The 20,779-nt window shown below is 36.9% G+C and carries 19 protein-coding genes; 13 read left to right on the forward strand and 6 right to left on the reverse strand.

All coding sequences use genetic code 11. The features are described 5' to 3' along the window. Nucleotides 1-181: 181 nt before the first annotated feature. The 3 genes from MUA40_RS01040 to MUA40_RS01050 all read right to left on the reverse strand — a co-directional run bounded on the left by MUA40_RS01040 (nucleotide 182) and on the right by MUA40_RS01050 (nucleotide 2,736). Nucleotides 182-1,228, reverse strand: a complete 1,047-nt coding sequence (locus MUA40_RS01040; protein WP_016425940.1) for a 2,3-butanediol dehydrogenase — start codon at nucleotides 1,226-1,228, stop codon at nucleotides 182-184. 305 nt (nucleotides 1,229-1,533) lie between these two features. Then, on the reverse strand, nucleotides 1,534-1,839 hold the full coding sequence (gene spn, locus MUA40_RS01045) for an SPIN family peroxidase inhibitor (protein WP_016425941.1): 306 nt from the start codon (nucleotides 1,837-1,839) through the stop codon (nucleotides 1,534-1,536). A gap of 462 nt (nucleotides 1,840-2,301) precedes the next feature. Then, a complete protein-coding gene (locus tag MUA40_RS01050; RefSeq protein ID WP_016425942.1) occupies nucleotides 2,302-2,736 on the reverse strand; it encodes an Hsp20/alpha crystallin family protein in 435 nt (144 codons plus the stop codon). A 274-nt stretch (nucleotides 2,737-3,010) separates the two neighbouring features. Here MUA40_RS01050 and MUA40_RS01055 point away from each other — a divergent pair, with 274 nt between their 5' ends. From MUA40_RS01055 to MUA40_RS01095, 9 genes are all read left to right on the forward strand, one after another. Beyond that, nucleotides 3,011-3,535 (forward strand): YfiT family bacillithiol transferase, encoded by a 525-nt coding sequence (locus MUA40_RS01055; RefSeq protein WP_167732878.1) that lies wholly within the window; start codon nucleotides 3,011-3,013, stop codon nucleotides 3,533-3,535. A gap of 237 nt (nucleotides 3,536-3,772) precedes the next feature. Continuing rightward, nucleotides 3,773-5,272, forward strand: coding sequence for a catalase (locus MUA40_RS01060; RefSeq protein ID WP_016425944.1), 1,500 nt, complete (start codon nucleotides 3,773-3,775; stop codon nucleotides 5,270-5,272). A gap of 248 nt (nucleotides 5,273-5,520) precedes the next feature. Beyond that, on the forward strand, nucleotides 5,521-5,844 hold the full coding sequence (locus MUA40_RS01065) for a hypothetical protein (protein ID WP_016425945.1): 324 nt from the start codon (nucleotides 5,521-5,523) through the stop codon (nucleotides 5,842-5,844). A 127-nt stretch (nucleotides 5,845-5,971) separates the two neighbouring features. Beyond that, complete coding sequence (locus tag MUA40_RS01070) at nucleotides 5,972-6,418, forward strand: Dps family protein (RefSeq protein WP_016425946.1); 447 nt, start codon at nucleotides 5,972-5,974, stop codon at nucleotides 6,416-6,418. 498 nt (nucleotides 6,419-6,916) lie between these two features. Further along, complete coding sequence (locus tag MUA40_RS01075; RefSeq protein ID WP_155976551.1) at nucleotides 6,917-8,326, forward strand: sodium:solute symporter family protein; 1,410 nt, start codon at nucleotides 6,917-6,919, stop codon at nucleotides 8,324-8,326. 29 nt (nucleotides 8,327-8,355) lie between these two features. Beyond that, nucleotides 8,356-9,513 (forward strand): aminotransferase class I/II-fold pyridoxal phosphate-dependent enzyme, encoded by a 1,158-nt coding sequence (locus MUA40_RS01080; protein ID WP_016425948.1) that lies wholly within the window; start codon nucleotides 8,356-8,358, stop codon nucleotides 9,511-9,513. Between the two features lie 256 nt (nucleotides 9,514-9,769). Continuing rightward, nucleotides 9,770-10,882, forward strand: coding sequence for an NAD(P)/FAD-dependent oxidoreductase (locus tag MUA40_RS01085; RefSeq protein ID WP_126496093.1), 1,113 nt, complete (start codon nucleotides 9,770-9,772; stop codon nucleotides 10,880-10,882). Then, nucleotides 10,876-12,225 carry a nucleoside recognition domain-containing protein gene (locus MUA40_RS01090; RefSeq protein WP_126496094.1) on the forward strand — a complete coding sequence of 450 codons (1,350 nt, stop codon included), beginning with the start codon at nucleotides 10,876-10,878 and terminating at the stop codon, nucleotides 12,223-12,225. The genes MUA40_RS01085 and MUA40_RS01090 overlap by 7 nt, the downstream gene beginning before the upstream one ends. Nucleotides 12,226-12,389: 164 nt before the next feature. Beyond that, nucleotides 12,390-14,006: a xylulokinase gene (locus tag MUA40_RS01095; protein WP_016425951.1), complete on the forward strand. Its 1,617-nt coding sequence runs from the start codon at nucleotides 12,390-12,392 to the stop codon at nucleotides 14,004-14,006. Nucleotides 14,007-14,215: 209 nt separating this feature from the next. Here MUA40_RS01095 and MUA40_RS01100 read toward each other — a convergent pair whose 3' ends face one another. From MUA40_RS01100 to MUA40_RS01110, 3 genes are all read right to left on the reverse strand, one after another. Further along, nucleotides 14,216-15,181, reverse strand: a complete 966-nt coding sequence (locus MUA40_RS01100) for an amidohydrolase family protein (RefSeq protein ID WP_262569744.1) — start codon at nucleotides 15,179-15,181, stop codon at nucleotides 14,216-14,218. Between the two features lie 182 nt (nucleotides 15,182-15,363). Then, the gene (locus MUA40_RS01105) at nucleotides 15,364-15,726 is read right to left on the reverse strand and encodes a DoxX family protein (RefSeq protein WP_016425953.1); all 363 of its coding nucleotides are present in this window, start codon (nucleotides 15,724-15,726) and stop codon (nucleotides 15,364-15,366) included. 16 nt (nucleotides 15,727-15,742) lie between these two features. Further along, the gene (locus MUA40_RS01110) at nucleotides 15,743-17,146 is read right to left on the reverse strand and encodes a DHA2 family efflux MFS transporter permease subunit (RefSeq protein WP_016425954.1); all 1,404 of its coding nucleotides are present in this window, start codon (nucleotides 17,144-17,146) and stop codon (nucleotides 15,743-15,745) included. A gap of 119 nt (nucleotides 17,147-17,265) precedes the next feature. Here MUA40_RS01110 and MUA40_RS01115 point away from each other — a divergent pair, with 119 nt between their 5' ends. The 4 genes from MUA40_RS01115 (at nucleotide 17,266) to MUA40_RS01130 (ending at nucleotide 20,108) form a co-directional block, all read left to right on the forward strand. Continuing rightward, nucleotides 17,266-18,057, forward strand: coding sequence for an arylamine N-acetyltransferase family protein (locus MUA40_RS01115; protein ID WP_167732876.1), 792 nt, complete (start codon nucleotides 17,266-17,268; stop codon nucleotides 18,055-18,057). A gap of 19 nt (nucleotides 18,058-18,076) precedes the next feature. Continuing rightward, on the forward strand, nucleotides 18,077-18,652 hold the full coding sequence (locus MUA40_RS01120) for a TetR/AcrR family transcriptional regulator (RefSeq protein WP_016425956.1): 576 nt from the start codon (nucleotides 18,077-18,079) through the stop codon (nucleotides 18,650-18,652). A 15-nt stretch (nucleotides 18,653-18,667) separates the two neighbouring features. After that, on the forward strand, nucleotides 18,668-19,225 hold the full coding sequence (locus MUA40_RS01125) for an isochorismatase family protein (RefSeq protein ID WP_016425957.1): 558 nt from the start codon (nucleotides 18,668-18,670) through the stop codon (nucleotides 19,223-19,225). A 100-nt stretch (nucleotides 19,226-19,325) separates the two neighbouring features. Then, nucleotides 19,326-20,108 carry an arylamine N-acetyltransferase family protein gene (locus MUA40_RS01130; RefSeq protein WP_126496096.1) on the forward strand — a complete coding sequence of 261 codons (783 nt, stop codon included), beginning with the start codon at nucleotides 19,326-19,328 and terminating at the stop codon, nucleotides 20,106-20,108. The last annotated feature ends 671 nt before the right edge of the window (nucleotides 20,109-20,779 follow it).

Below are 20,779 nucleotides of genomic sequence, written 5' to 3' on the forward strand. Positions count from 1 at the left end.
GAGGTATTTGAATCGTAAAGGCTTAAATCTTTTTTACTAAGTAGTCAAAGAAGGTTAGAATGCGTTTATTTTTAACGGAGAAAAGTGTATTTAATGCTTACAAAAGTCTGCAAATAAAGAAAAAGCTAAAAACGTGATAGACACGCTTCTAGCTTTTTCTTTCATCTAATATTTTTTTTGCTTATGATTGCGCAATATTGACTAAAATTTTAGCTTGAGATTTATCGCTGACTAATTGTTTAAATCCTCTTTCAACGATATCTTCAAGTTGGATATGGTCAGTGACCACACCTTTTACATTTAAGTTGCCTTCAGCCATTAAATCAATAGTTTGTTGGAAAGTCGTTGGTGTATATGCAATTGTTGATGTTAGTTTCACACCAGTATTTGTTAATTGCATTGGATGCCATTCAATCGGTCTACCAAAAATAGAAACGATAACGACAGTACCACGTGGTTTTGTAATATTGATTGAATCTTTCAATGTTTGTGCCACACCTGCAACTTCAAATGTAACATCTACACCATTTTCAGTATGTTCAGCAATGTAATCTTCTACATTTTCTTTACCGGAATTAACGGCATGCGTTGCGCCAACTTCTCTCGCTTTAGCTAAACGTTCTTCAGATAAATCGAAGACAAAGATTTGGCTTGCCCCAGCTGCTTTAGCCGCAATAACGTTTAGTAATCCGATAGGGCCCGCACCAATAATGGCAACCGTATCTCCGAAGAGAAGGCCACTTTCTTTAACGGCTTGTACTGCGACAGCTGTTGGTTCTACAAGAGCACCTTCTTCATCTGAGACATTGTCAGGCAAGCGGTAAATGTTTTCTGCAGGAACATTGGTATATCTTGCAAAACCACCGTCAGAACCTAAGCCAACAAAACTGTATCCATCATACAAATCAACGTTTTCTTCTTTTTCGTGTTTTGAAACGGTAGGGTTAACGACAACACGTTCGCCAACTTCAAAATCTTTCACGTCTGAACCCAATTCGTAAATAACGCCAGCAAATTCATGTCCCAATGTTACAGGGGCAGTTTGTCCTAGGAATGGATCGGGTTGATCAGTCGAAATAAAGATAGGCCCCTCTAAGTATTCGTGTAAATCTGTACCACAAATACCTGCCCAATTGACTTGAACTCGGACTTCGTTAGCACCTAATGGTCGAAGTTCGCGTTCCTCAACACGTACATCTTTTTGTCCGTACCAAACTGCTGCTTTCATCTTAAGCACCTTCTTCTATAATATTTACACCTTTATTATATTCCTATTTTTTGCGGAAAACAATGGTTGTAAATAATAAATTCAAAATTATATAAAAAATAATGAATTGTCGGAAATAAAAAATGAGATTTATTTAAGTTGTGCTTCAATAAAGGGGAGAAATGCTTATTTTCGATAATTATTAAAAATGGATAGTAGCATTGCGGGGCTAGATTAAGCATAATTTTTAAACAGCAAAAAAGGGGCAGGACGACGTATTTAAATGTACGACAATCCTGTCCCCTAAAGCGTTAGGTTATATATTATTATTTAAGTAAGTGATCGTATTTAGATGTGTCTAATCCTTGAGATTTTGCTTTTAGGATGATTTCTTGAACGCTGTGTAAACCTTGTTTGTCAAAGTAATCTTTTACACGTTGTTTTGTTTGAGGATTTGCGTTTTCATCTACTAAGACATCGATATATGTGAGTTCATGTTCTAATAATCTTGAATCGTCATGTAAAATAATACCGTTTTGAGCGATGACACTTGCGTGTGCATTTTGGCTTAAAGCAACTGCTCCTGTAGATAAAATACCAACTGCTAAAGTTGAAACTAATAATTTCTTCATATTATGCAACTCCTTTAAATTTATATACACAATATAACACAGTTATATGGTAAATATTACATTACTGAGTATATTTAATAATCGTTAATAATTATTTAATAATTGAGCAAAATACTTGCATTGTTTTATCTAAATAAGTTATGGAGTTGTTTTAATAAAAGTTTTTAAAATAAAAATATGTCACATAAACATGAATGATTCAAGGTTTACGGGGATATTTCAAGCGTTTTTGATAGAAAAGATCTGATAAAAAACTGATAATGTATGATCTTATTATTATTAGGTCAAAACAATATTAAAACCGAATTCTTAAATGTATTTTCGGTGGAAAAATAAAAATAGGCGGCTGGTCCTCTTCTACGATTATCTTTAGAGTAGAAAAAGTCAGTCGCCTATTTGGGATGGGAAGACAAAAAATTGATGGTCTAGCCCAACCCGAAGAACACTTTATTTAAAATAGCTTTAGTCTATAGGAATATTTTTATCAGTTTGATCATTACGCATATCTTTAGGAAGTCTTACATTAAGCATGCCATTTTGATAAGCTGCTTTAATTTGAGTAGCATCCACATGATCAAAACTAAATTGACGTTGAACATTGCGATAGCTTCGTTCTTTATGGATGATGCGTCCTTCCTCATCTTCGTTGTTATTTTCAACTGTATTTTGTGCAGCAATTGTTAAAATATTGTTTTCAAATTGCACGCGAATATTTTCTTTGTCCATACCAGGAAGTTCAGCTTCAACGATGTAGGCATCATCTAATTCTTTAATGTCAGTCGTAATGGCAGCTTGTGCAAAATTGTCGTCGAAAAAATGACGGCCAAAGTCTTTAAAAAAGTCACTTGGTTCCATATTGAAAAAAGAATTATTGAAAGGTTTCATTTCAAATGCCATAGTCCATCTCTCCTTGTATTGTTCATAATGATTTGAGAAAGGCACTTCATGAAGCTTTATCAAGCAAGCGCCTTTAACTTTATGGTTACAGTATACACCTAAAGTCAAAGATAGTCAAGGTCAAAGTTTGATTAAAAGTATTCCGTATATTTCTCAGTTTCAAAATTAAAACTACGCGTGATACTGAGTGTTTTGGGTTGAGCTGGTATTTAAATGATAAGTTCAAGATGAAATGATATGATGAAAGTAACTACAAATGGATGGAGGGGTCGTTTTGAACGTAAGATATCCAATTGGTCAGTTAAATCTACCTACATCAATCACATTGAAGGCGATTCATCAATGGTTAGATGAGATTGAAGGTTATGTACAAAATTTAAAGGAAGTTGTTGGGAACCTTAGCGAAAAAGAATATCACCAAACATATCGTGAGGGTAGCTATACAGTGAGACAACTTGTCCATCATATCGCAGATTCACAAATCAATATGTATTATCGTTTAAAAATGGCATTAACAGATAATCAGCTGAAAATTGCAGAGTTCCAGCAAGATGTGTGGGTCCAGTTACCAGATTATCAACTTCCTGTAGACATCTCTATACAACTTTTAGAAATGATTAACAAACTTATTATAGCGATTGGCCGACAGTTATCAGAAAGTGATTTAACACGTACTTTCTTATTAGAAGGTACAGGTGAAATTTCAGTAGGGGAAACAATCGCAAAGTTATCTTGGCACGAGCGCCATCACTTGGCTCATATTCAAATAGCCCTCGGCAAAAGTGAGGTATCTTTATAACATTGAAGTCACTTTTAATAAGGTTAAAGCCATTTTATGATGTAATTTTCTATAAAGATTAAGAGGGATAATTGAAAATATTTAGCCTATTTTATTAATTAGCATAGACTGAAAATTCATGTTTGAATCAATGCATTGTCACAAATAGTTTTTAATTTGGGGTATAATTACTTTGTAATTAATTTAAAGTAATGCTATACTAGATTAAAATAATTCTAAACTAGAGGTGTGGATAACATGAGCAATAACAACGAATCGAAATTGACGGGCTTATTCGGTCATCCTGTGGGTGATCGTGAGAATTCTATGACTGCTGGACCAAGAGGACCTTTATTGATGCAAGACTGGTACTTTTTAGAACAAATGGCACACTTTGACCGCGAAGTCATTCCAGAACGACGTATGCATGCGAAGGGTTCTGGTGCGTTTGGTACATTTACAGTTACGAACGACATCACACAATATACACGTGCCAAAATTTTCTCAGAAGTGGGGAAACAGACAGAAATGTTTGCACGTTTTTCAACAGTCGCCGGGGAACGTGGCGCAGCTGATGCTGAACGTGATATTCGCGGTTTTGCTTTAAAATTCTACACTGAGGAAGGAAACTGGGATTTAGTGGGGAATAATACACCTGTTTTCTTCTTCCGTGACCCTAAATTATTCGCAAGTTTAAACCATGCTGTTAAACGTGATCCTCGTACAAACATGAGAAGTGCTCAAAATAACTGGGATTTCTGGACATCATTACCTGAAGCATTACACCAAGTAACAATTTTAATGACTGACCGTGGTATTCCTAAAGGATTCAGACATATGCACGGGTTCGGTTCACATACTTATGCCATGATCAATGCGCAAAATGAACGTGTTTGGGTGAAATTCCACTTTAGAACACAACAAGGTATTGAAAACTTATTAGATGAAGAAGCGGCACAAATTATCGCTAAAGACCGTGAATCTTCACAACGTGATTTGTTCAATGCGATTGAAGAAGGCAACTTCCCGAAATGGAAAATGTATATCCAAGTGATGACTGAAGAACAAGCAAGAAATCATAAAGATAATCCATTTGACCTTACAAAAGTGTGGTACAAAGGCGAATATCCATTAATTGAGGTCGGTGAATTCGAATTAAACCGCAACCCTGAAAACTATTTCATGGATGTCGAACAAGCTGCTTTTGCACCAACAAACATTGTACCGGGTATTGATTTTTCACCTGACAAAATGTTACAAGGTCGTTTATTCTCATACGGCGATGCACAACGCTATCGTTTAGGTGTGAACCACTGGCAAATTCCAGTGAACCAACCTAAAGGTGTAGGTGTAGAAAACATCTGTCCATTCAGCCGTGATGGTGCAATGCGTTTCTTAGATGGTAACCAAGGTGGTCAAACACATTACTATCCAAACAGCTACGGTGCGCATGAAAGCCAACCTGAATACAAACGTGCACCTTTAGAATTGAATGGTACGGCTTATGAGCACGACTTTAGAGAAGATGATGACAATTACTTCGAACAACCAGGTAAATTGTTCCGTCTCCAATCACCAGAGCAACAAGAGCGTATGTTTAAAACAACAGCAAGTGAAATGGAAGGCACAACAGACGAAGTGAAACGTCGTCACATTAAACATTGCTATCAAGCAGACGTCAACTATGGTACAGGTGTAGCGAAAGCACTTGGCATGGAAGATCAATTAGCGAGTATCATTGCTGAAATAGAAGCTTAAGTTTGTCCAGTTAAGGACGGTGGGGCTAGACTTTAGCAAGAGTAGAACGGTTTGCGAAGGTCTTTTTATATAGGTTTTTGCAAGCCGAGTCTCTTTGACGATTATGCAAATTTTTGAATGATTTTAAGATGAGACAGCGGGCACTTCATTTCAAGGTGATGGCACGTTGGTAGATTTAGAGGTTTAAGTGATGGGCTTCTTAATGTCACTTCACTTTTGTAAGCTATTTTTTAATGAGAGGTTATGACATGATATTAGATAAGATTAATCCTGATGATTTGTTTCCTACCGAGCGTGTTGAAACTTCTGTATTAGGTAAAATGCCATACACTGTTAAAGATATGACAAAAATTTATGACGCAGCTTATGTGGCAACAAATGAAAGACTAATATTGAACGTGGACATGGATGGTCAATTTTATTACCGTAATATTCAGTTTAATGAAATTAAAGAGATTAAATCGGACGAACATGAATTAAAAATTACATTTGATTACGGTGTCTTTACTTTAAAAGAATGTAACGCCGATGAAGTCAAAGCAATGTCAGATTATTTACACGCGAAAATGTAACAGAATGACGAATGACAAAGTCATGAACTTTGTACGAAAGATGTTTAAACCTTATAACAAAGGTTATTTGAATAAGTAAGAGATTTTATAAAAAACTAAACTAAAACAAGAAAGGTGCTGTTTTTCAATGGCTCAAGACAAAAAACAAGTAGTTGAAGACTTAAACTTACAATTATCAAACTTCACTGTATTATGGACTAAAATTCACAACTATCACTGGTATGTTAAAGGACATAACTTCTTCGCATTACACGAAAAATTTGAAGAACTTTACAATAAAGTTGCAGTTTATGTCGATGAAATTGCAGAACGTGCATTAGCATTAGAAGGTAACCCAGTGGGTAAAATGAGCGAAGTTTTAGAAGTATCTAGTATTGAAGAAGCTGAGTACGGAATTAGCGCAGAAAAAATGGTAGCGCAATTAGCAACAGACTTCGAAACAGTTGTAAAAGAATTGAAAGTCGCACAAGGTAATGCAGAAGAAGCTGGCGACGATCGTTCAGCTGATATGTTTATTGAAATTGCGACTGAATTAGAACACAATATTTGGATGTTAAAAGCATATATCGGTTAATATCAGTTTGAATTGCACGAACGAGAAGTGCAGTAAAAGAGAGAGCCAAACTTTCCTGACAATAGGAGGTTTGGCTCTTATTGTATTTACGATGTATTTGAGAACATCTAAAAATTAGAATGAGTAATGAAAGGTACGGTATGAAATAAGTAGCATCATATAAATAAGCAATCAACACAGTTCAAAAAGCTTAATATGATTCCAATAAGGGAAAGGATAGATAACAGGGCAAAGACAGGAATTAAATGATGGGGTATCATTTAAGACTGATTGCCGTGTTTAAGGTAGCGCTAAATAAAAACGTTAATGACATTTAGGTAGTGTTTTAAAAGTGAAATTGAACCTATAAATATTCAGAATTTTCAAATTGGCATAATACTTTCACTTAGAAAAGCGGGCAATTTTAGAGATTTATATATTCATTTTCAAAAGTTTTCTGCTATTTTGCTCGTTTAGGCTGCCGTACGTTGTCATTAAAAACAAAGAGAGTTGAAAAAGATGGGGACAATTGATTTTGTAGTGTTTATTGTATATTTTGCTGTATTAATTACGATTGGTGTTTTAGGGGTATTAAAAGCGAAATCCTCTGAAAAGTATATGGTCGCTGACCGTAACTTAGGATTGTTTATGTTATTTGGTTGTTTAACCGCAGTGTTTTTAGGAGGTTCATCGACGATTGGATCGTCACAACTCGGTTATGAAATTGGTTTCTCTGGATTTTGGTTTGTTTTTGCCTTAGGTGTAGGGATTACCATTTTTGGTCTGTTTTTATTGGATCGTATTATGGATTTGCGCGTGATTACCATCAGTGAACTGTTGTACAAGTTGTTTGGACATCGTGTACGAATTATTGGTGCGGTTGTTACAGCGATGTATACTTTAATGATTTGTGTGACACAAGTGATTGCGATGGGCTCTGTCGTTTCTCAAATTTTCCATTGGCCGATGCTGACGTCTATCCTTGTGGGTGGTGGCGTAGTGTTTATTTATACGATACTTGGAGGCATGTGGACGCTCTCCATCACAGATGTAATACAATTTTTGGTCATGACCATCGGGATGTTTTTAATTATGTTGCCGATTAGTTTATATAGTGTCGGAGGCTTGCCATCTTTACTACATCAAATGCCAGCTTCACATTTAAGCTTTTTTAATATCGGCTTTGGAGAGATTGTAAATTATTTTATAACGTATACGCTCGGTGTCATGGTGGGACAAGATATTTGGCAACGCTTTTTTACTGGGAAGACGAAACGTATCTCTAAAACATCAGGCATCCTTGTAGGTATCTATAGTGCGTTATACTCTATTGTCATGGTCATTATCGGAATGTGTGCCTATGTTTTATTTCCGCATATTCAAAATACGCAAAATGTTTTTGCGCATATGGCTTTTGAAACGTTACCATCGGGGTTACTAGGTATCGTTTTTGCGGCACTAATCGCAGCAATTATGTCAACGGCATCAGGAACTTTATTAGCATCAGCAACGATTATTTCTAATGACTTACTCAAGCCTTATTTGTTTAAAAACATGGAAGATCAACAATTTTTAGGTGTGACACGATTGACGACATTTTGTTTAGCTGTCGTGGCTATTATCATATCGATATGGGTCAAAGAAGTTCTCGTGGCGATTGATATCGCATACGCCATTTTAACGGGAGGCATGTTTATGCCGGTCGTATTAGGCTTGTTTATGAAGTGGTTAACACCAAAAGCTGCTATCTCTGCCATTATTGCGAGTGTAGTATTCATTTTACTTTCAATTTTCATTGTGGGTCCACAATCCAAATCGACGATATTTTATGCCATCATTATCAATGCTATAATATTGATAGTTGTATCATATTTTGATTCGAAAAAAGGTCAATATGATAGAGGAAAAAACGGACGTCAAGCAACATGATAGATTGATAACGTAAGGGGCGTGTGGCAATGCATTTATTAAATGATCATATTCAAGATATTGAAGTACCGGGAACGAGACAATTTGCGAATAGAGTAGATCAGTATCCAAATTGTTTAGATTTAACACTTGGACAATCTGATTTTCCTGTTGCTTCCTATGTGCAAGAAGCAATGGTGGAAGCGATACAGGCGGGTCAACTTAAATATACACATAACAAAGGATTAATCGAGCTGAGAAAGGCGATTTCTGAGTACAACGCGTCACGATTTGGTGTTAAATATGATCCTGAGACAGAAATCGTCGTTACAAACGGTGCATCAGAAGGGATTGACGATGTACTGAGAACAATATTGAATCCTGGAGATGAAGTGATTTTACCTGGACCGACCTATTTAGGGTACGAACCAATTGTTAAATTGCAAGGGGCAGAAGTCAAATGGATCGACACTTCTCACACAGGATTTGTACCGACGGCAGAGGCGATCAAAGCAGCTATTACACCGAAAACAAAGGCGGTTATGTTTAACTATCCGACAAATCCGACAGGGATGACGCTTTCACATGAAACGATTCGCGACATTGTAGCTGTATTAAAGGATACGTCTGTGTTTGTAATTACAGATGAAATCTATAGTGAGAATGTATTTGAAGGTCGACATCATTCATTTATGGAGTTTCCTGAGATTAGAGGGCAGCTTTTTGTTGTGAATGGTTTGTCTAAATCACATGCGATGACAGGTGCACGTGTCGGTTATGTGTTATCGACACCTGAGTTGATTGAAGAAGTAACTACAGTACATTTGTATAATTCTATTTGTGTCGCAACGCCGAGTCAATACGGTGCAATACGTGCTTTAAAAGAAGGGGACCAAGATATACAGAAAATGAACGCAGCTTACCGTGAGCGACGTGATTATATTTATGCGCGCTTAGTTGATATGGGATTGCCTGTGACGCTTCCACAAGGAACATTTTATATTTTCCCTGATGTTTCTGCTTATGATTCAGATTCCTTCCGTTTTTGCAATCAATTGTTAGAAACGGAACAACTGGCCATTGTGCCCGGGAAATCATTTTCGGATTATGCGGAAGGCTACGTCAGACTTTCTTTTGCGTGTGATATGGAGACCATTAAAGAAGCGTGTGATCGACTCGAACATTTTTTAAAACATTATGATGAATAACGAACTTAAACTAGGTTTTGTATACTTTTAGTGCGGAGATGTGAACGGCGCTCAAATGTATTTCAACACCTAGTTTTTTGTTGTACTTATTTTGATTTAGGTATTGTCGTAAAGGATGCTAAATGAACTTGAAAATGTGTGGTTTTAAGGAGGTTCAGTATGTCATAGGATGGACAAGTTTTTCGCATTGCAATCTCCTAGAAGAAAGGCTATAATATTAAATCGTAATTATTTCGATTTGGAAAGAGGGATTGTAATGCGCAAACAACATCGTCGCGTGATGATTATTGGTGCAGGTGCAGCAGGGATTGGGATGGCAATAACAATGAAAACATTTCAAATGGAAGATGTCTGTGTAATAGAAAGTGGTTCGATTGGTCATTCCTTTAAAAATTGGCCGAAATCTACACGCACGATTACACCTTCGTTTACTTCAAATGGTTTTGGGATGCCTGATATGAATGCCGTTGCAAAAGATACGTCACCGGCTTTTACGTTTAATGAAGAACATTTATCAGGTGAAACGTATGCATCCTATTTAGAATTAATCGCCAAACATTATGAACTTGATATTCAAACAGAGACACATGTGCATGCAGTGAATCTGGTCGATGGTGTCTATGAACTCGAAACCTCTCAAGGTACGTTTACTGCAGATTATTTATTTATCGCAACGGGAGATTACGCATTTCCAAACCAACCATTTGAACATGGCATTCACTATAGTGAAGTTTCTGATTTTACTACATTGCCTGGTAAAGCTTTTACCATTATTGGTGGGAATGAAAGTGCATTTGATGCAGCGATTCATTTAGCTGAAAAAGGTGCAGAAGTTTCCATATATACAGATAGTACAGGATTTGATGCTGAGGAAGCGGATCCAAGCATTCGTTTATCTCCTTATACACAACAACGTCTTAGAAAAGTTGTGCAACAAGGTGGCTCGATTACGATGAACGTCCACTATCGTGTCGAAGCAATCCACTTTAAAGACGGTCAATATGTGATTCAATTTGCTAATGGTAAAACGGTCAATAGTACGACTGAACCCATTGTCGCAACAGGTTTTGATGTGACGCGTAATCCATTAGTTCAACAACTTTTCACTGTAAAAAATGGAGAGGTAAGTTTAACAAATTTAGATGAATCCACGCGTTATCCTAATGTCTTTTTAGTAGGTGCGACAGTCAGACATGCAGATGCGATTTTATGCTATATTTATAAATTTAGATCACGTTTTGCAGTATTAACACATACTGTGATGCAACGAGAAGGTTTACATGTGAACCCGGATGTAGTTGATGACTATAAAGCAAACCAAATGTATCTCGATGATTATAGTTGTTGTGGTGTGAATTGTTCATGTTAACCGTTGTTTATGATTTTAAGAAAAATCAAATGCCAGACATTCCTGAGGCGACACATGCGTTTGTCGTTAAAGGTTTTAATCATCTTGGTCGATTAGATCAACAACAATTGAGACAGTATATTGTAAAGCATAAATTAAATCTTTCTTTGAACGAAAGCGTCACGCATACGTCTGATGAGACGAGGCATGTGGTCACACATTTGCAAGAATTTATGCAAGCCCGTGAAAATCGACGTCCACAATGGTATCAAAGTCTGATAGGCTGGCTCGCTATCTTTTTCATGTTTGCATTTCCAGTTTATATCGCCTATCATTTTTCAGATTGGCTTCAAAATCAGTATATTGCGCCATGGATTGAGCGCATCTCTCAATATGACTTCTTTCAACAAAGCGTTGTGCAAGCGTTGATGTTTGGGGACTATGGTGTTTTATCTTTAGGGACATATTCGCTCGTATGGGCATTGCCTGTCGTGATTTTGTTGAGTTTTTCTACAGCACTTATTGAACAGAGTCATGTTAAACAGTATATGATTTGGTCGATTTCACCAACGATGGAAAAAATGGGTTTAGATGGTACAGATATTATTCCTGTATTAGAAGGCTTCGGTTGTAATGCAGCAGCGATTGTTCAAGCCGGTCATCAATGTCGTGCATGTACGCGATCAAAATGTATGAGTCTGATTAGTTTCGGTTCTTCATGTAGTTATCAAATTGGTGCAACATTATCGATATTCAATGTTTCACACCACTCGTGGTTGTTTGCGCCGTACTTAATGCTCGTATTTATCGGCGGTGTCATCCACAACAAAATTTGGTATCGAGATGAAACACCGTTTATTCCTTATAGTGTAGCAGTAGGTCAAAAAATACAATGGCCAGATTTAAAAAATGTGGGATCACAAATGTGGGAAACGGTAAAAATGTTTATTTTCCAAGCGATGCCGATATTTATTGGGATTTGTTTAATCGCTAGTACATTAGCACTCACACCTATTTTGACAATGATCTCAAAAATATTTGTACCGATCTTAATGTTATTACATATTCCGCATGACTTATCAGTGGGTATATTATTCTCCATGATTCGTAAAGATGGCATGCTCCTCTTTAACATGGGTGGCGGTAGTGTGATACAAAGCCTTTCCGCATGGCAAGTGCTATTACTTGTCTTTTTCAGTTCAACATTTACGGCTTGTTCTGTAACAATGACTATGGTCATGCGCCAACTTGGTCTTCGAGAAGGCGGCAAGATGATTTTGAGACAAATGGCAACGTCGGTATGTTGTATTGCTTTATTAGGGGTTATCACTTTTGTAGTTTTACAATGGACATCTATTTTATAAGATAAGTATAGAGAACAAAAGTCGGCATCTGAAGTTTCACGGATGTCGCTTTTGTTCTTTTTTATTGCGGAGTCACTTTTGACTTGTAGTCAGTGAAGATTGACGGTGTGAGCGGCTGCATCATAAAATGAAAGCGTTATTCAAAGAACAAATGAGGTGATTTGATGGCGGGTACAGACATTCGTGAAGCGATAGAGAAAGGCGACATCACAGTAGGAATCGAACTCGGTTCAACACGTATCAAAGCAGTAGCGATTGATGCTTCGACACGTCCAATCGCAAAGGGAAGTTATGAATGGACGCAACAGTTGAAGGCGGGCTATTGGTCTTTATCGCTCGATGAAGTATGGCGTGGCTTGCAAGAAAGTTATCAACGTATGTCCCAGGAAATATATGATCGGTATCACATCCGTTTGAAAAAACTTGCGGCTCTTGGCATTAGTGGGATGATGCACGGTTACTTAGCTTTTGATCAAGAGGGGAAATTATTAGTTCCTTTTCGTACGTGGCAAAATAATTATGCACGTGAAGCGGGTGCAAAGTTAACACATCAATTTCAGTTCAATGTTCCAGAACGTTGGAGTATTGCGCAATACTATCAGTGTGTCTGCAATAGAGAAGCGCATGTGAAAGATGTGGCCTATCTGACAACGTTATCCGGTTATGTCCATTGGCAATTAACAGACGAAAAAGTATTAGGGATAGGCGATGCCTCTGGAATGTTTCCGATAGATGCGCAACAAAATACATATCGAAAAGATTTAATGGCACAATTTGATGCATTGATGAAGGAACAAGGTTTTTCTCAGTCTATTGAATCGATTTTGCCGAAAGTCTATCAAGCGGGTGAACGTGCGGGTCTATTAACCGCTACAGGTGCCAAACGATTGGATCCTGATGGTTTTTTAGAAGCGGGATGTGTGATGTGTCCGCCTGAAGGTGATGCAGGAACAGGAATGATTGCGACTAATAGCATCGCACCAAAGACTGGAAATGTATCGGCAGGAACGAGTATATTTTCGATGATTGTCCTCGAACAACCATTAAAACAAGTAGATCCAGATGTGGATATTGTAATGACGCCAGCTGGAGACGAGGTCGCGATGATTCATGCGAATAATTGTACGTCAGATATCAATCAATGGATGCATCTCTTTGAAGAAGTTTTCCAAGTAATGGGTGTCTCGTATGACAAAGAAACCCTATGGACGCGACTGTTTGAACAGGCGACACAAGGGGATGACGATTTAGGCCAGTTGTTATCGTACGGGTATGTTTCAGGTGAATTTATTACTGATATCAAACAAGGCTTTCCACTGTTTATGCGTTTAGAAGAACGTGAATTGACGCTTGCTAATTTTATGAAAACACATATTTACAGCGCGCTCAGTACGTTGAAAATCGGGGTGGATCGATTAAAAAAACATGAAAATATTGCGCTTGATCGTATGACCGGTCATGGGGGTATTTTTAAAACTAAAAATGTTGTTCAGCGTTATTTAGCTGCCGCTTTAGAAACACCAATCACTGTTATGGAGACAGCCAATGAGGGTGGTGCGTGGGGAATCGCAGTTTTAGCACGTTACATAATAGAAAATCACACGACCTTAGATGGTTATTTAAACACGATTTTTAAGGATAACTTGCATACGTCTACGTGGTCACCGCAACCTCAAGATATTGAAAGTTTTAAAGCGTATATTCAGCGCTTTGAAAAATATTTAACACTTGAACGAGAGCTCAACAAAAAGCATTCTAATAGAGAACGTCGCGATGAGTAGAAAATTCGAAACAATTTTAGCTCATATTTGAAGATGATTTCTTATTTGAATTAAAATTTCTATCAATATCATTATGGCTCACGAATTGTTTTTAAGAAGCATGAATCTTGATTATGAAATCAAACATAAAAAAGGATAACACAGTACGCACCATTCTTTGTATGACATGGATAAAAATGGTGCGTTTTCGTGTTATCCTTTAAAATTGCTTATTCTTGACGGTTGATTTCGAAAAATTCGATTGCGTTGCCACGAAGAATACCGTCAATTTTATCTGTATCGATATCACTATTTTTAATATAGTCTACCGCACGTGTATATTTTTCATCTTGGAAATAAGGGAAGTCGCTTCCCATCATCAAGTGTTCAGCACCAAATGTCTCAATCGTATTAACTAATGATGGACCATGGAATTTGGCTGTATCAAAGTAAAATTGACGATTTAAGATTTCCCAAGGGCTTGTTTTAAAAGCATTCCAGTCTTCGTAGTTATCTTCAATACGTTGCATAAAGAAAGGTAATGCTCCACCTAAATGTGAGATGTGAAACTTAATGTTTGGATATTTTTGCGGTATATTGTTTTTCATTAAATGAAGTGCGACAAATGTGGATTCCAATGGTGCACCAATGACCCAGTGTAATTGATAGTCATTGACCATTGGAGATTGTGCACCACAACCGGTAGGATGCACGTATAGTGTCGCATGTAGTTCATTCATTGCTGCGAAAAAAGGTTCGAATTGCAAATCGGCAACAGACACTTTGTCTTTTACTAATGTTGGAATTGCAATACCGATAAATGCATCTTTCGCTAATAACGTTTTTGCTTCTTCAATGGCTTGGTTAATATAAGGAAGTGACACAGCACCATAAGCTAAAAAGCGATCAGGATATTTTTGTACGAGCGATTCGTACAATCCGTTAATCATTTCTGCTGAAGCTTTTGCTTCTTCTTGATTTCCCCATTGTGGCGATTGTGGAGTCGCTGAAATAATTTGTTTTTCAACGCCCGCATCGTCCATCATTTTAAAACGTTTTTTCAAATCTTCCTCTGAATCTGATTGGTTAATCCCTTTGGCCACTTCAGTACCTTGGCTACCAAGACGACCTAAACGTTCTAAATATTCTTCACTCCATAAGTGTGCATGCGTATCAATTGCTTTTATATTTGTCATGCTCACAATCATCTCCATTTCAAATTTGCAATGCATCGTTGAGCCTTATCTCATACACAACGATTGTCGAAGTGTTATAGGCTCATTTTGCTTTTCAAAGATGCAAACTAAGGTGAAACATATTGTAAATATACCCACATAACATACATTTACCCAATAAAGTAGAATAACAATCGCATATTTTATTTTTTGAAAGTATCGAGTAGCGTTAAGGTATTTAATAAGAAGTATTTACCCGCAGATTGTGTTGCTTTATAACCGTGACCGGCTTTAATGTGTTGGTACATTGCAACACCCATAATAAGATTAATCATTACAGCACCAAGACGTACAAATTTCACACCTGCTTTGCCAAAAGTAGAAGTTAACAATAAGATAGAACCTACAATTTCAAATACACCAGCTATTTGCATCAAGTTTTTGTTAATATTAAATGCTTCTTTAAATTGTGTTGCCATTGCTTCATCATTTCTCACTTTTGGCAAACCACTTTTAATAATATCTTTTGCAACGTAAGCGTTAATCGCATGATTTAATAACATCATACAACCTCCTAAATTTTTAATTTGATGATTCTTTTTTAGATACACGAAGGGCAATGAACGCCCCAATTAAGCTTAGAACTGCAACTACTTTATACGTCCATTGCAAGCCAAAGATATGACTGGCAACAGTGCTGCCGCCATGTCCCATAGCGAGTTGCGATAATAACGTAACCAGTAATCCTGTTCCAATCGCAGCAGAAATTTGACGTAACGTGTTATTCATTGCAGTCCCATGCGGGATGAGCTCTCTTGGTAGTGCATTAAGTGCTTCGGTTGTCATTGGCACCATAATGCCAGAGTTACCTAACATCATCACTAAAAATGACAAGATGATATAAGTGATAGATGATTCTGCATTTAAAAATGAGAGCAGTAATGTACCGATAAAAATAAGCGTCATCCCACTCACTGCGAGAATGCGTCCGCCAATGATGTCATACAATTTACCTGTCACAGGTGAAAGGAGCCCCATCACCAGACCACCCGGGAGTAAAATGAGACCGGATTGAAGCGGCGTTAAACCACGCATCGTCTGCATATAGATTGGAAGTATTGTCAATGTCCCGATAAATATCAAAAACATCAGAATGACTAAACTAATTGGTATCGTAAATGCCCGATATTGAAACACACGTATTTCAAGCATAGGTGTCTCTAATTTAAGCTGTCTCATAACAAAAGTGACCAGTGCCACGACAGCTACGAGAAGTGTTAAATAAATGATAGGGTTGCCCCATCCAAATTGACTGGCTGAACTAAAGCCGAATAATAAACCGCCAAAACCAATCGTTGATAATATCACAGATAAAATATCGAGTTTCGGTTTGGATAATTCAGTCAGATCCATCATTTTAAAATAACCGAATAATAAATCAATCACTGAAATGATGAGTATGATTAAAAATAAATAGCGCCAATCAAATGCAGTAACAAACCAACCTGCAGCAGTAGGCCCGATTGCTGGCGCAAAACCAATGACTAATCCGAAAAGTCCCATGGCCATACCACGTTTTTCTAATGGAAAGACAAGGAATAAAAACATTTGCGTCAGTGGCATCAAAATTCCTGCACCCATTGCTTGAATCGCCCGACCTACTAAAAGTAATGTAAAGTTAGGCGCAAGCATACATAATAAGGAACCCACGACGAATAACAGCATAGCTGTAAAGAATAACCGTCTTAATGAAAACCGCTGTGTAAGATAAGCGGTTATCGGAATCATGATGCCATTTACAAGCATGAAGATGGTCGTTAACCATTGTGCAGTGCCACTCGTAAGATGAAATTCCTCCATTATTTTAGGAATCACAGTCGTCATTAAAGTTTGATTGAGTACTGCGATAAAAGCCCCAATCATCATCATTACGATTGCAGGAATATGATGTTGCATCGAATTGTTCGAAGTTGCCTCATCCGACATATACGTCACCTCTTTCTAAACGGAATTGACTATCACTTATTTTAAGCGGAATGCATTCCATTTGTCAAACTTGCAAATTCCATTTAATATTAGAGGCATAAAAACGTAAGGAGGCCATTATGGATATACAAAATATAGAGAAGAAATTAGAAATCAATGAACAAAAACAGTTCAAAAATCGTGTTGAAGCGCTCAATTACTATACACGACAATTTATGTATCATGTCCCATTTGAAAATTTGGATGTCCAAAATGGTGTTCGTATTTCAACAGAATTGGACGATTTGTACGACAAGCTCATCAAGCGGAATCGCGGGGGCTATTGTTATGAAAACAATACCTTCTTTGGTGCTTATCTCGAAGAAAAAGGCTTTGATACGCATTTTGTAGGTGCAACAATTCATACACCGAATGGCGGTCGGAGTCGTTTTGGGACACATATGTCATTAATTGTAGAGATAGAAGGTGAAAGTTACGTCGCTGATGTAGGCTTTGGAGATTTACCTGCAGATGCCCTTCATGTCACACATGACGGTTCAGATATTGTGGAAGATGTTGGAGGTACTTATCGTGCGGTATATATTGATGACACCATTCATGTTCAAAAATGGGTTGATGATGAATGGCAAACGAAATATGAAGCAGAGCCACAAGCTCGTGACTTAGACTATTTTTCTGACAACATTGAATACAATCAAACCAATCCTAATTCTGTCTTCGTCAAACGACTTATTGTCACAATGCCTAAGCCATACGGTAGAGCGACAATGTCTCATGAAAATTTAACGATTTCAAAAGAAGGTAACAAAGAGAAACAGCCCGTCACTTCTGAAAACTATAAAGCCTTTTTGAAAAAGTACTTTGGATTAGACGTTACTGTATCACGTTTAGAAAAAGATACAGAAGAATAAGATAAAAGGTGTGTTTTGCATGACAAGCAAAGAGACGACAAAACGCTTAGACGCACGCAGAAATGAGAAGTTAATATTAGAAACGGCTTCAAAAATGATGAGTGGGAATACTGAAATCAGATCGATTAGTATGGCAGCAATTGCCGACGAAGCCAATGTAGGTGTCGGAACACTCTATCGTCATTTTGAAAGTAAATCGATGTTATGTCGCGCGGTTATTGATGACCAAATTGATGATATGTTCGCTGATATTGAGGCATTTTTAACTCAAAATGAAAAGGCTTCATTGCATGACAGATTATTCGGTGTACTGAATATCTTTTTGAATTTAAAAGAGCGTAATCTCAAGCTACTTAATTTTATAGAAAAAAGTGGCATTAAAGCCAACGCGACAAACACCGCACCGTTTTATGAGGATTTATATCAAATTATTCAACGTGAAATGGAAAAATCAGGCAATATCGATAACATGGAATTGAAAATTGATATGTTGTTAAATGCTTTTTCTTCAGACATTTACATGTATGAACGCTTTACAAGAGGTTATACGATAGATTCGTATCTTCAAAATTTACTTGAAATATATTTGAAATAAGATGGAGGTCTTCAAATGATAGATTTTAACAAAACAGCGCTAATTTTAGTTGATTTACAAAAAGGAATTGTCGCATTAGACGGTGCACCGCATTCAACTGAATCAGTAGTGAACCATGCAAATCAAGTGATTGAACAATTCCGTGCGCATAATGGCTTTATCGCATTTGTTCATGTGGCTTTTTACGATGGTAAAGACAAACTTCAACCGAATGCGATGGTACAACTTCCTGATGAATCAGACCCTAATTTTTCTGATTTTCCAGAGCGATTGGATTATCGTGAAGGGGATTACGTTGTAACGAAAAGACATTTCAGCGGCTTTTTCGGTACGGATTTAGACTTACAATTACGACGTCGTGGCATTGATACGGTAGTCATTGGGGGCATTTCTACGCATATGGGTGTTGATACAACAGCACGAGATGCTTACCAGTACGGTTATAATCAATACTTTTTAACAGATATGATGACGGCACCAGCTGAACATCTGCATGACTTTTCTGTTAACTATACTTTCCCAGTGATGGGTCAAACGATGACAACCCAAGCATTTTTGGATCAGTTATCTTAAACAAACATGCGGTTGTGTTTCAAATATTAGAGGACTGTAGATAGGTGAATACGTGTTGTTTCGTACCCTAATCCATGAGAGATAAAGAGAGGTTTTATCAATGAATTTTGAAGCATTGGAATCACACATTGGTTTAACACCTTCAGAAACGACAGGCAAAACTTTAACGGATTTAACGACGTATATTCGAAAATTTTTACAAACGATCCCTTTTGAAGCGATTGATATATTTAATGGAAGAACTATTTCAACGGATGTCCAAACGAATATCGATAAATTTACGCAATATCATCGTGGCGGTTTATGCTATGAAAATAATGTCGTCACAAATGCTTATTTAACCGCACGTGGCTATGAAACAATGATGGTTGCTGGTTACGTTAAACCGCCGAAAAGAGAGTGGAAAAAGCGTGCCACACATTTAACCAATGTTGTAACGATTGATAATCAGCACTATTTGGCGGATACCGGATTTGGTCATTTTCCGAGTCAACCTATTCCATTGACTGGTGAAGTGGTCGAAGATGAAGACGACTTTTATCGAATTATTTACGACGATGACGCACAAAGTTATTTCGTTCAGACAACAAAACAAGCTAAAGAAAATTGGAGCGACTTATTGAATTTTAAACGAGAGCCACGAAGTTTAATTGATTTTATGAAAGATTTTGACTACACAGTGTTTAATCCAGAGTATAATTTTAAGCATCATTTACTCATTAATAAAAAAACAGATAACGGTCATATGACAATGACAGAAAATCATGTCAATATCATCAAAAATGGACAAAAACAACAAATTGATGTCACACCTATCAACTATCAAGCGTTATTAAAACAATACTTTAATATTGAGGCTACCATTCCAGCCTTAGAACAATAAATGATGTCGTCACTTCTATCTTAGATGAGAGGTGACGGCTTTTTTTAATGCGTGTAACTGGATGGGGGAGGCATTGCGCTTCATTGTACAAATGTACAGTACAATCTACGGGTGAATTTGAGTATACAATTCATCTCATTGTAAGTGCAATGGATTGTACTTCAAAAAACAAGCGCTAAATTCGTTATTACTTCCAGCTTTTACAGCTAGCTATGGATATTTCAAGAAGCGGTTTATTTAAGGTTGATACATATCATCTTATGCTTTTGAAGTATAGGTTGTACTTATAAAGCATTAGGCAAATGCATATTTAAAGAGAAGTTTTCTCAGTTAAAAAGAGGAACAGAGAACCTTGAACGTTCAAGGATTTTCATATAAAATCACAATTTTTAATCATATAACAAATTGAAATACACTTTTAAACTGAAATATAAAAGATTGAAAAAGTTTTAGGACCATAATAAAATAATCCGCATACTCAAAGTGTTTAGTTTTTTAATTTGAAAATAATTATATTCTAAATGAGTAAAAAATAATTTTGTCGAAGTTTGCTCATCGTTGTCATGGCAGTATTGATAAGAGGTGAATCGATATAAAAAGATTGAAATGCTTTTCGATTTAAAGTTGTTTTCTGTATGACAATATGACGTTTGAAGTGACACTTTATTATT

It is taken from the genome of Staphylococcus schleiferi (assembly GCF_025558325.1).
GTDB classification, from domain to species: Bacteria; Bacillota; Bacilli; order Staphylococcales; family Staphylococcaceae; genus Staphylococcus; species Staphylococcus schleiferi.

What these genes read in the sequence shown, in the direction of transcription:
- MUA40_RS01125 (WP_016425957.1), top strand. Translation starts at nt 18,668, where the DNA reads ATGATAGATTTTAACAAAACAGCGCTAATTTTAGTTGATTTACAAAAA.
- MUA40_RS01110 (WP_016425954.1), bottom strand. Translation starts at nt 17,146, where the DNA reads ATGTCGGATGAGGCAACTTCGAACAATTCGATGCAACATCATATTCCT.
- MUA40_RS01105 (WP_016425953.1), bottom strand. Translation starts at nt 15,726, where the DNA reads ATGATGTTATTAAATCATGCGATTAACGCTTACGTTGCAAAAGATATT.
- MUA40_RS01085 (WP_126496093.1), top strand. Translation starts at nt 9,770, where the DNA reads ATGCGCAAACAACATCGTCGCGTGATGATTATTGGTGCAGGTGCAGCA.
- MUA40_RS01095 (WP_016425951.1), top strand. Translation starts at nt 12,390, where the DNA reads ATGGCGGGTACAGACATTCGTGAAGCGATAGAGAAAGGCGACATCACA.
- MUA40_RS01100 (WP_262569744.1), bottom strand. Translation starts at nt 15,181, where the DNA reads ATGACAAATATAAAAGCAATTGATACGCATGCACACTTATGGAGTGAA.
- MUA40_RS01070 (WP_016425946.1), top strand. Translation starts at nt 5,972, where the DNA reads ATGGCTCAAGACAAAAAACAAGTAGTTGAAGACTTAAACTTACAATTA.
- MUA40_RS01060 (WP_016425944.1), top strand. Translation starts at nt 3,773, where the DNA reads ATGAGCAATAACAACGAATCGAAATTGACGGGCTTATTCGGTCATCCT.
- MUA40_RS01040 (WP_016425940.1), bottom strand. Translation starts at nt 1,228, where the DNA reads ATGAAAGCAGCAGTTTGGTACGGACAAAAAGATGTACGTGTTGAGGAA.
- spn (WP_016425941.1), bottom strand. Translation starts at nt 1,839, where the DNA reads ATGAAGAAATTATTAGTTTCAACTTTAGCAGTTGGTATTTTATCTACA.
- MUA40_RS01120 (WP_016425956.1), top strand. Translation starts at nt 18,077, where the DNA reads ATGACAAGCAAAGAGACGACAAAACGCTTAGACGCACGCAGAAATGAG.
- MUA40_RS01065 (WP_016425945.1), top strand. Translation starts at nt 5,521, where the DNA reads ATGATATTAGATAAGATTAATCCTGATGATTTGTTTCCTACCGAGCGT.
- MUA40_RS01050 (WP_016425942.1), bottom strand. Translation starts at nt 2,736, where the DNA reads ATGGCATTTGAAATGAAACCTTTCAATAATTCTTTTTTCAATATGGAA.
- MUA40_RS01080 (WP_016425948.1), top strand. Translation starts at nt 8,356, where the DNA reads ATGCATTTATTAAATGATCATATTCAAGATATTGAAGTACCGGGAACG.
- MUA40_RS01090 (WP_126496094.1), top strand. Translation starts at nt 10,876, where the DNA reads ATGTTAACCGTTGTTTATGATTTTAAGAAAAATCAAATGCCAGACATT.
- MUA40_RS01130 (WP_126496096.1), top strand. Translation starts at nt 19,326, where the DNA reads ATGAATTTTGAAGCATTGGAATCACACATTGGTTTAACACCTTCAGAA.
- MUA40_RS01115 (WP_167732876.1), top strand. Translation starts at nt 17,266, where the DNA reads ATGGATATACAAAATATAGAGAAGAAATTAGAAATCAATGAACAAAAA.
- MUA40_RS01075 (WP_155976551.1), top strand. Translation starts at nt 6,917, where the DNA reads ATGGGGACAATTGATTTTGTAGTGTTTATTGTATATTTTGCTGTATTA.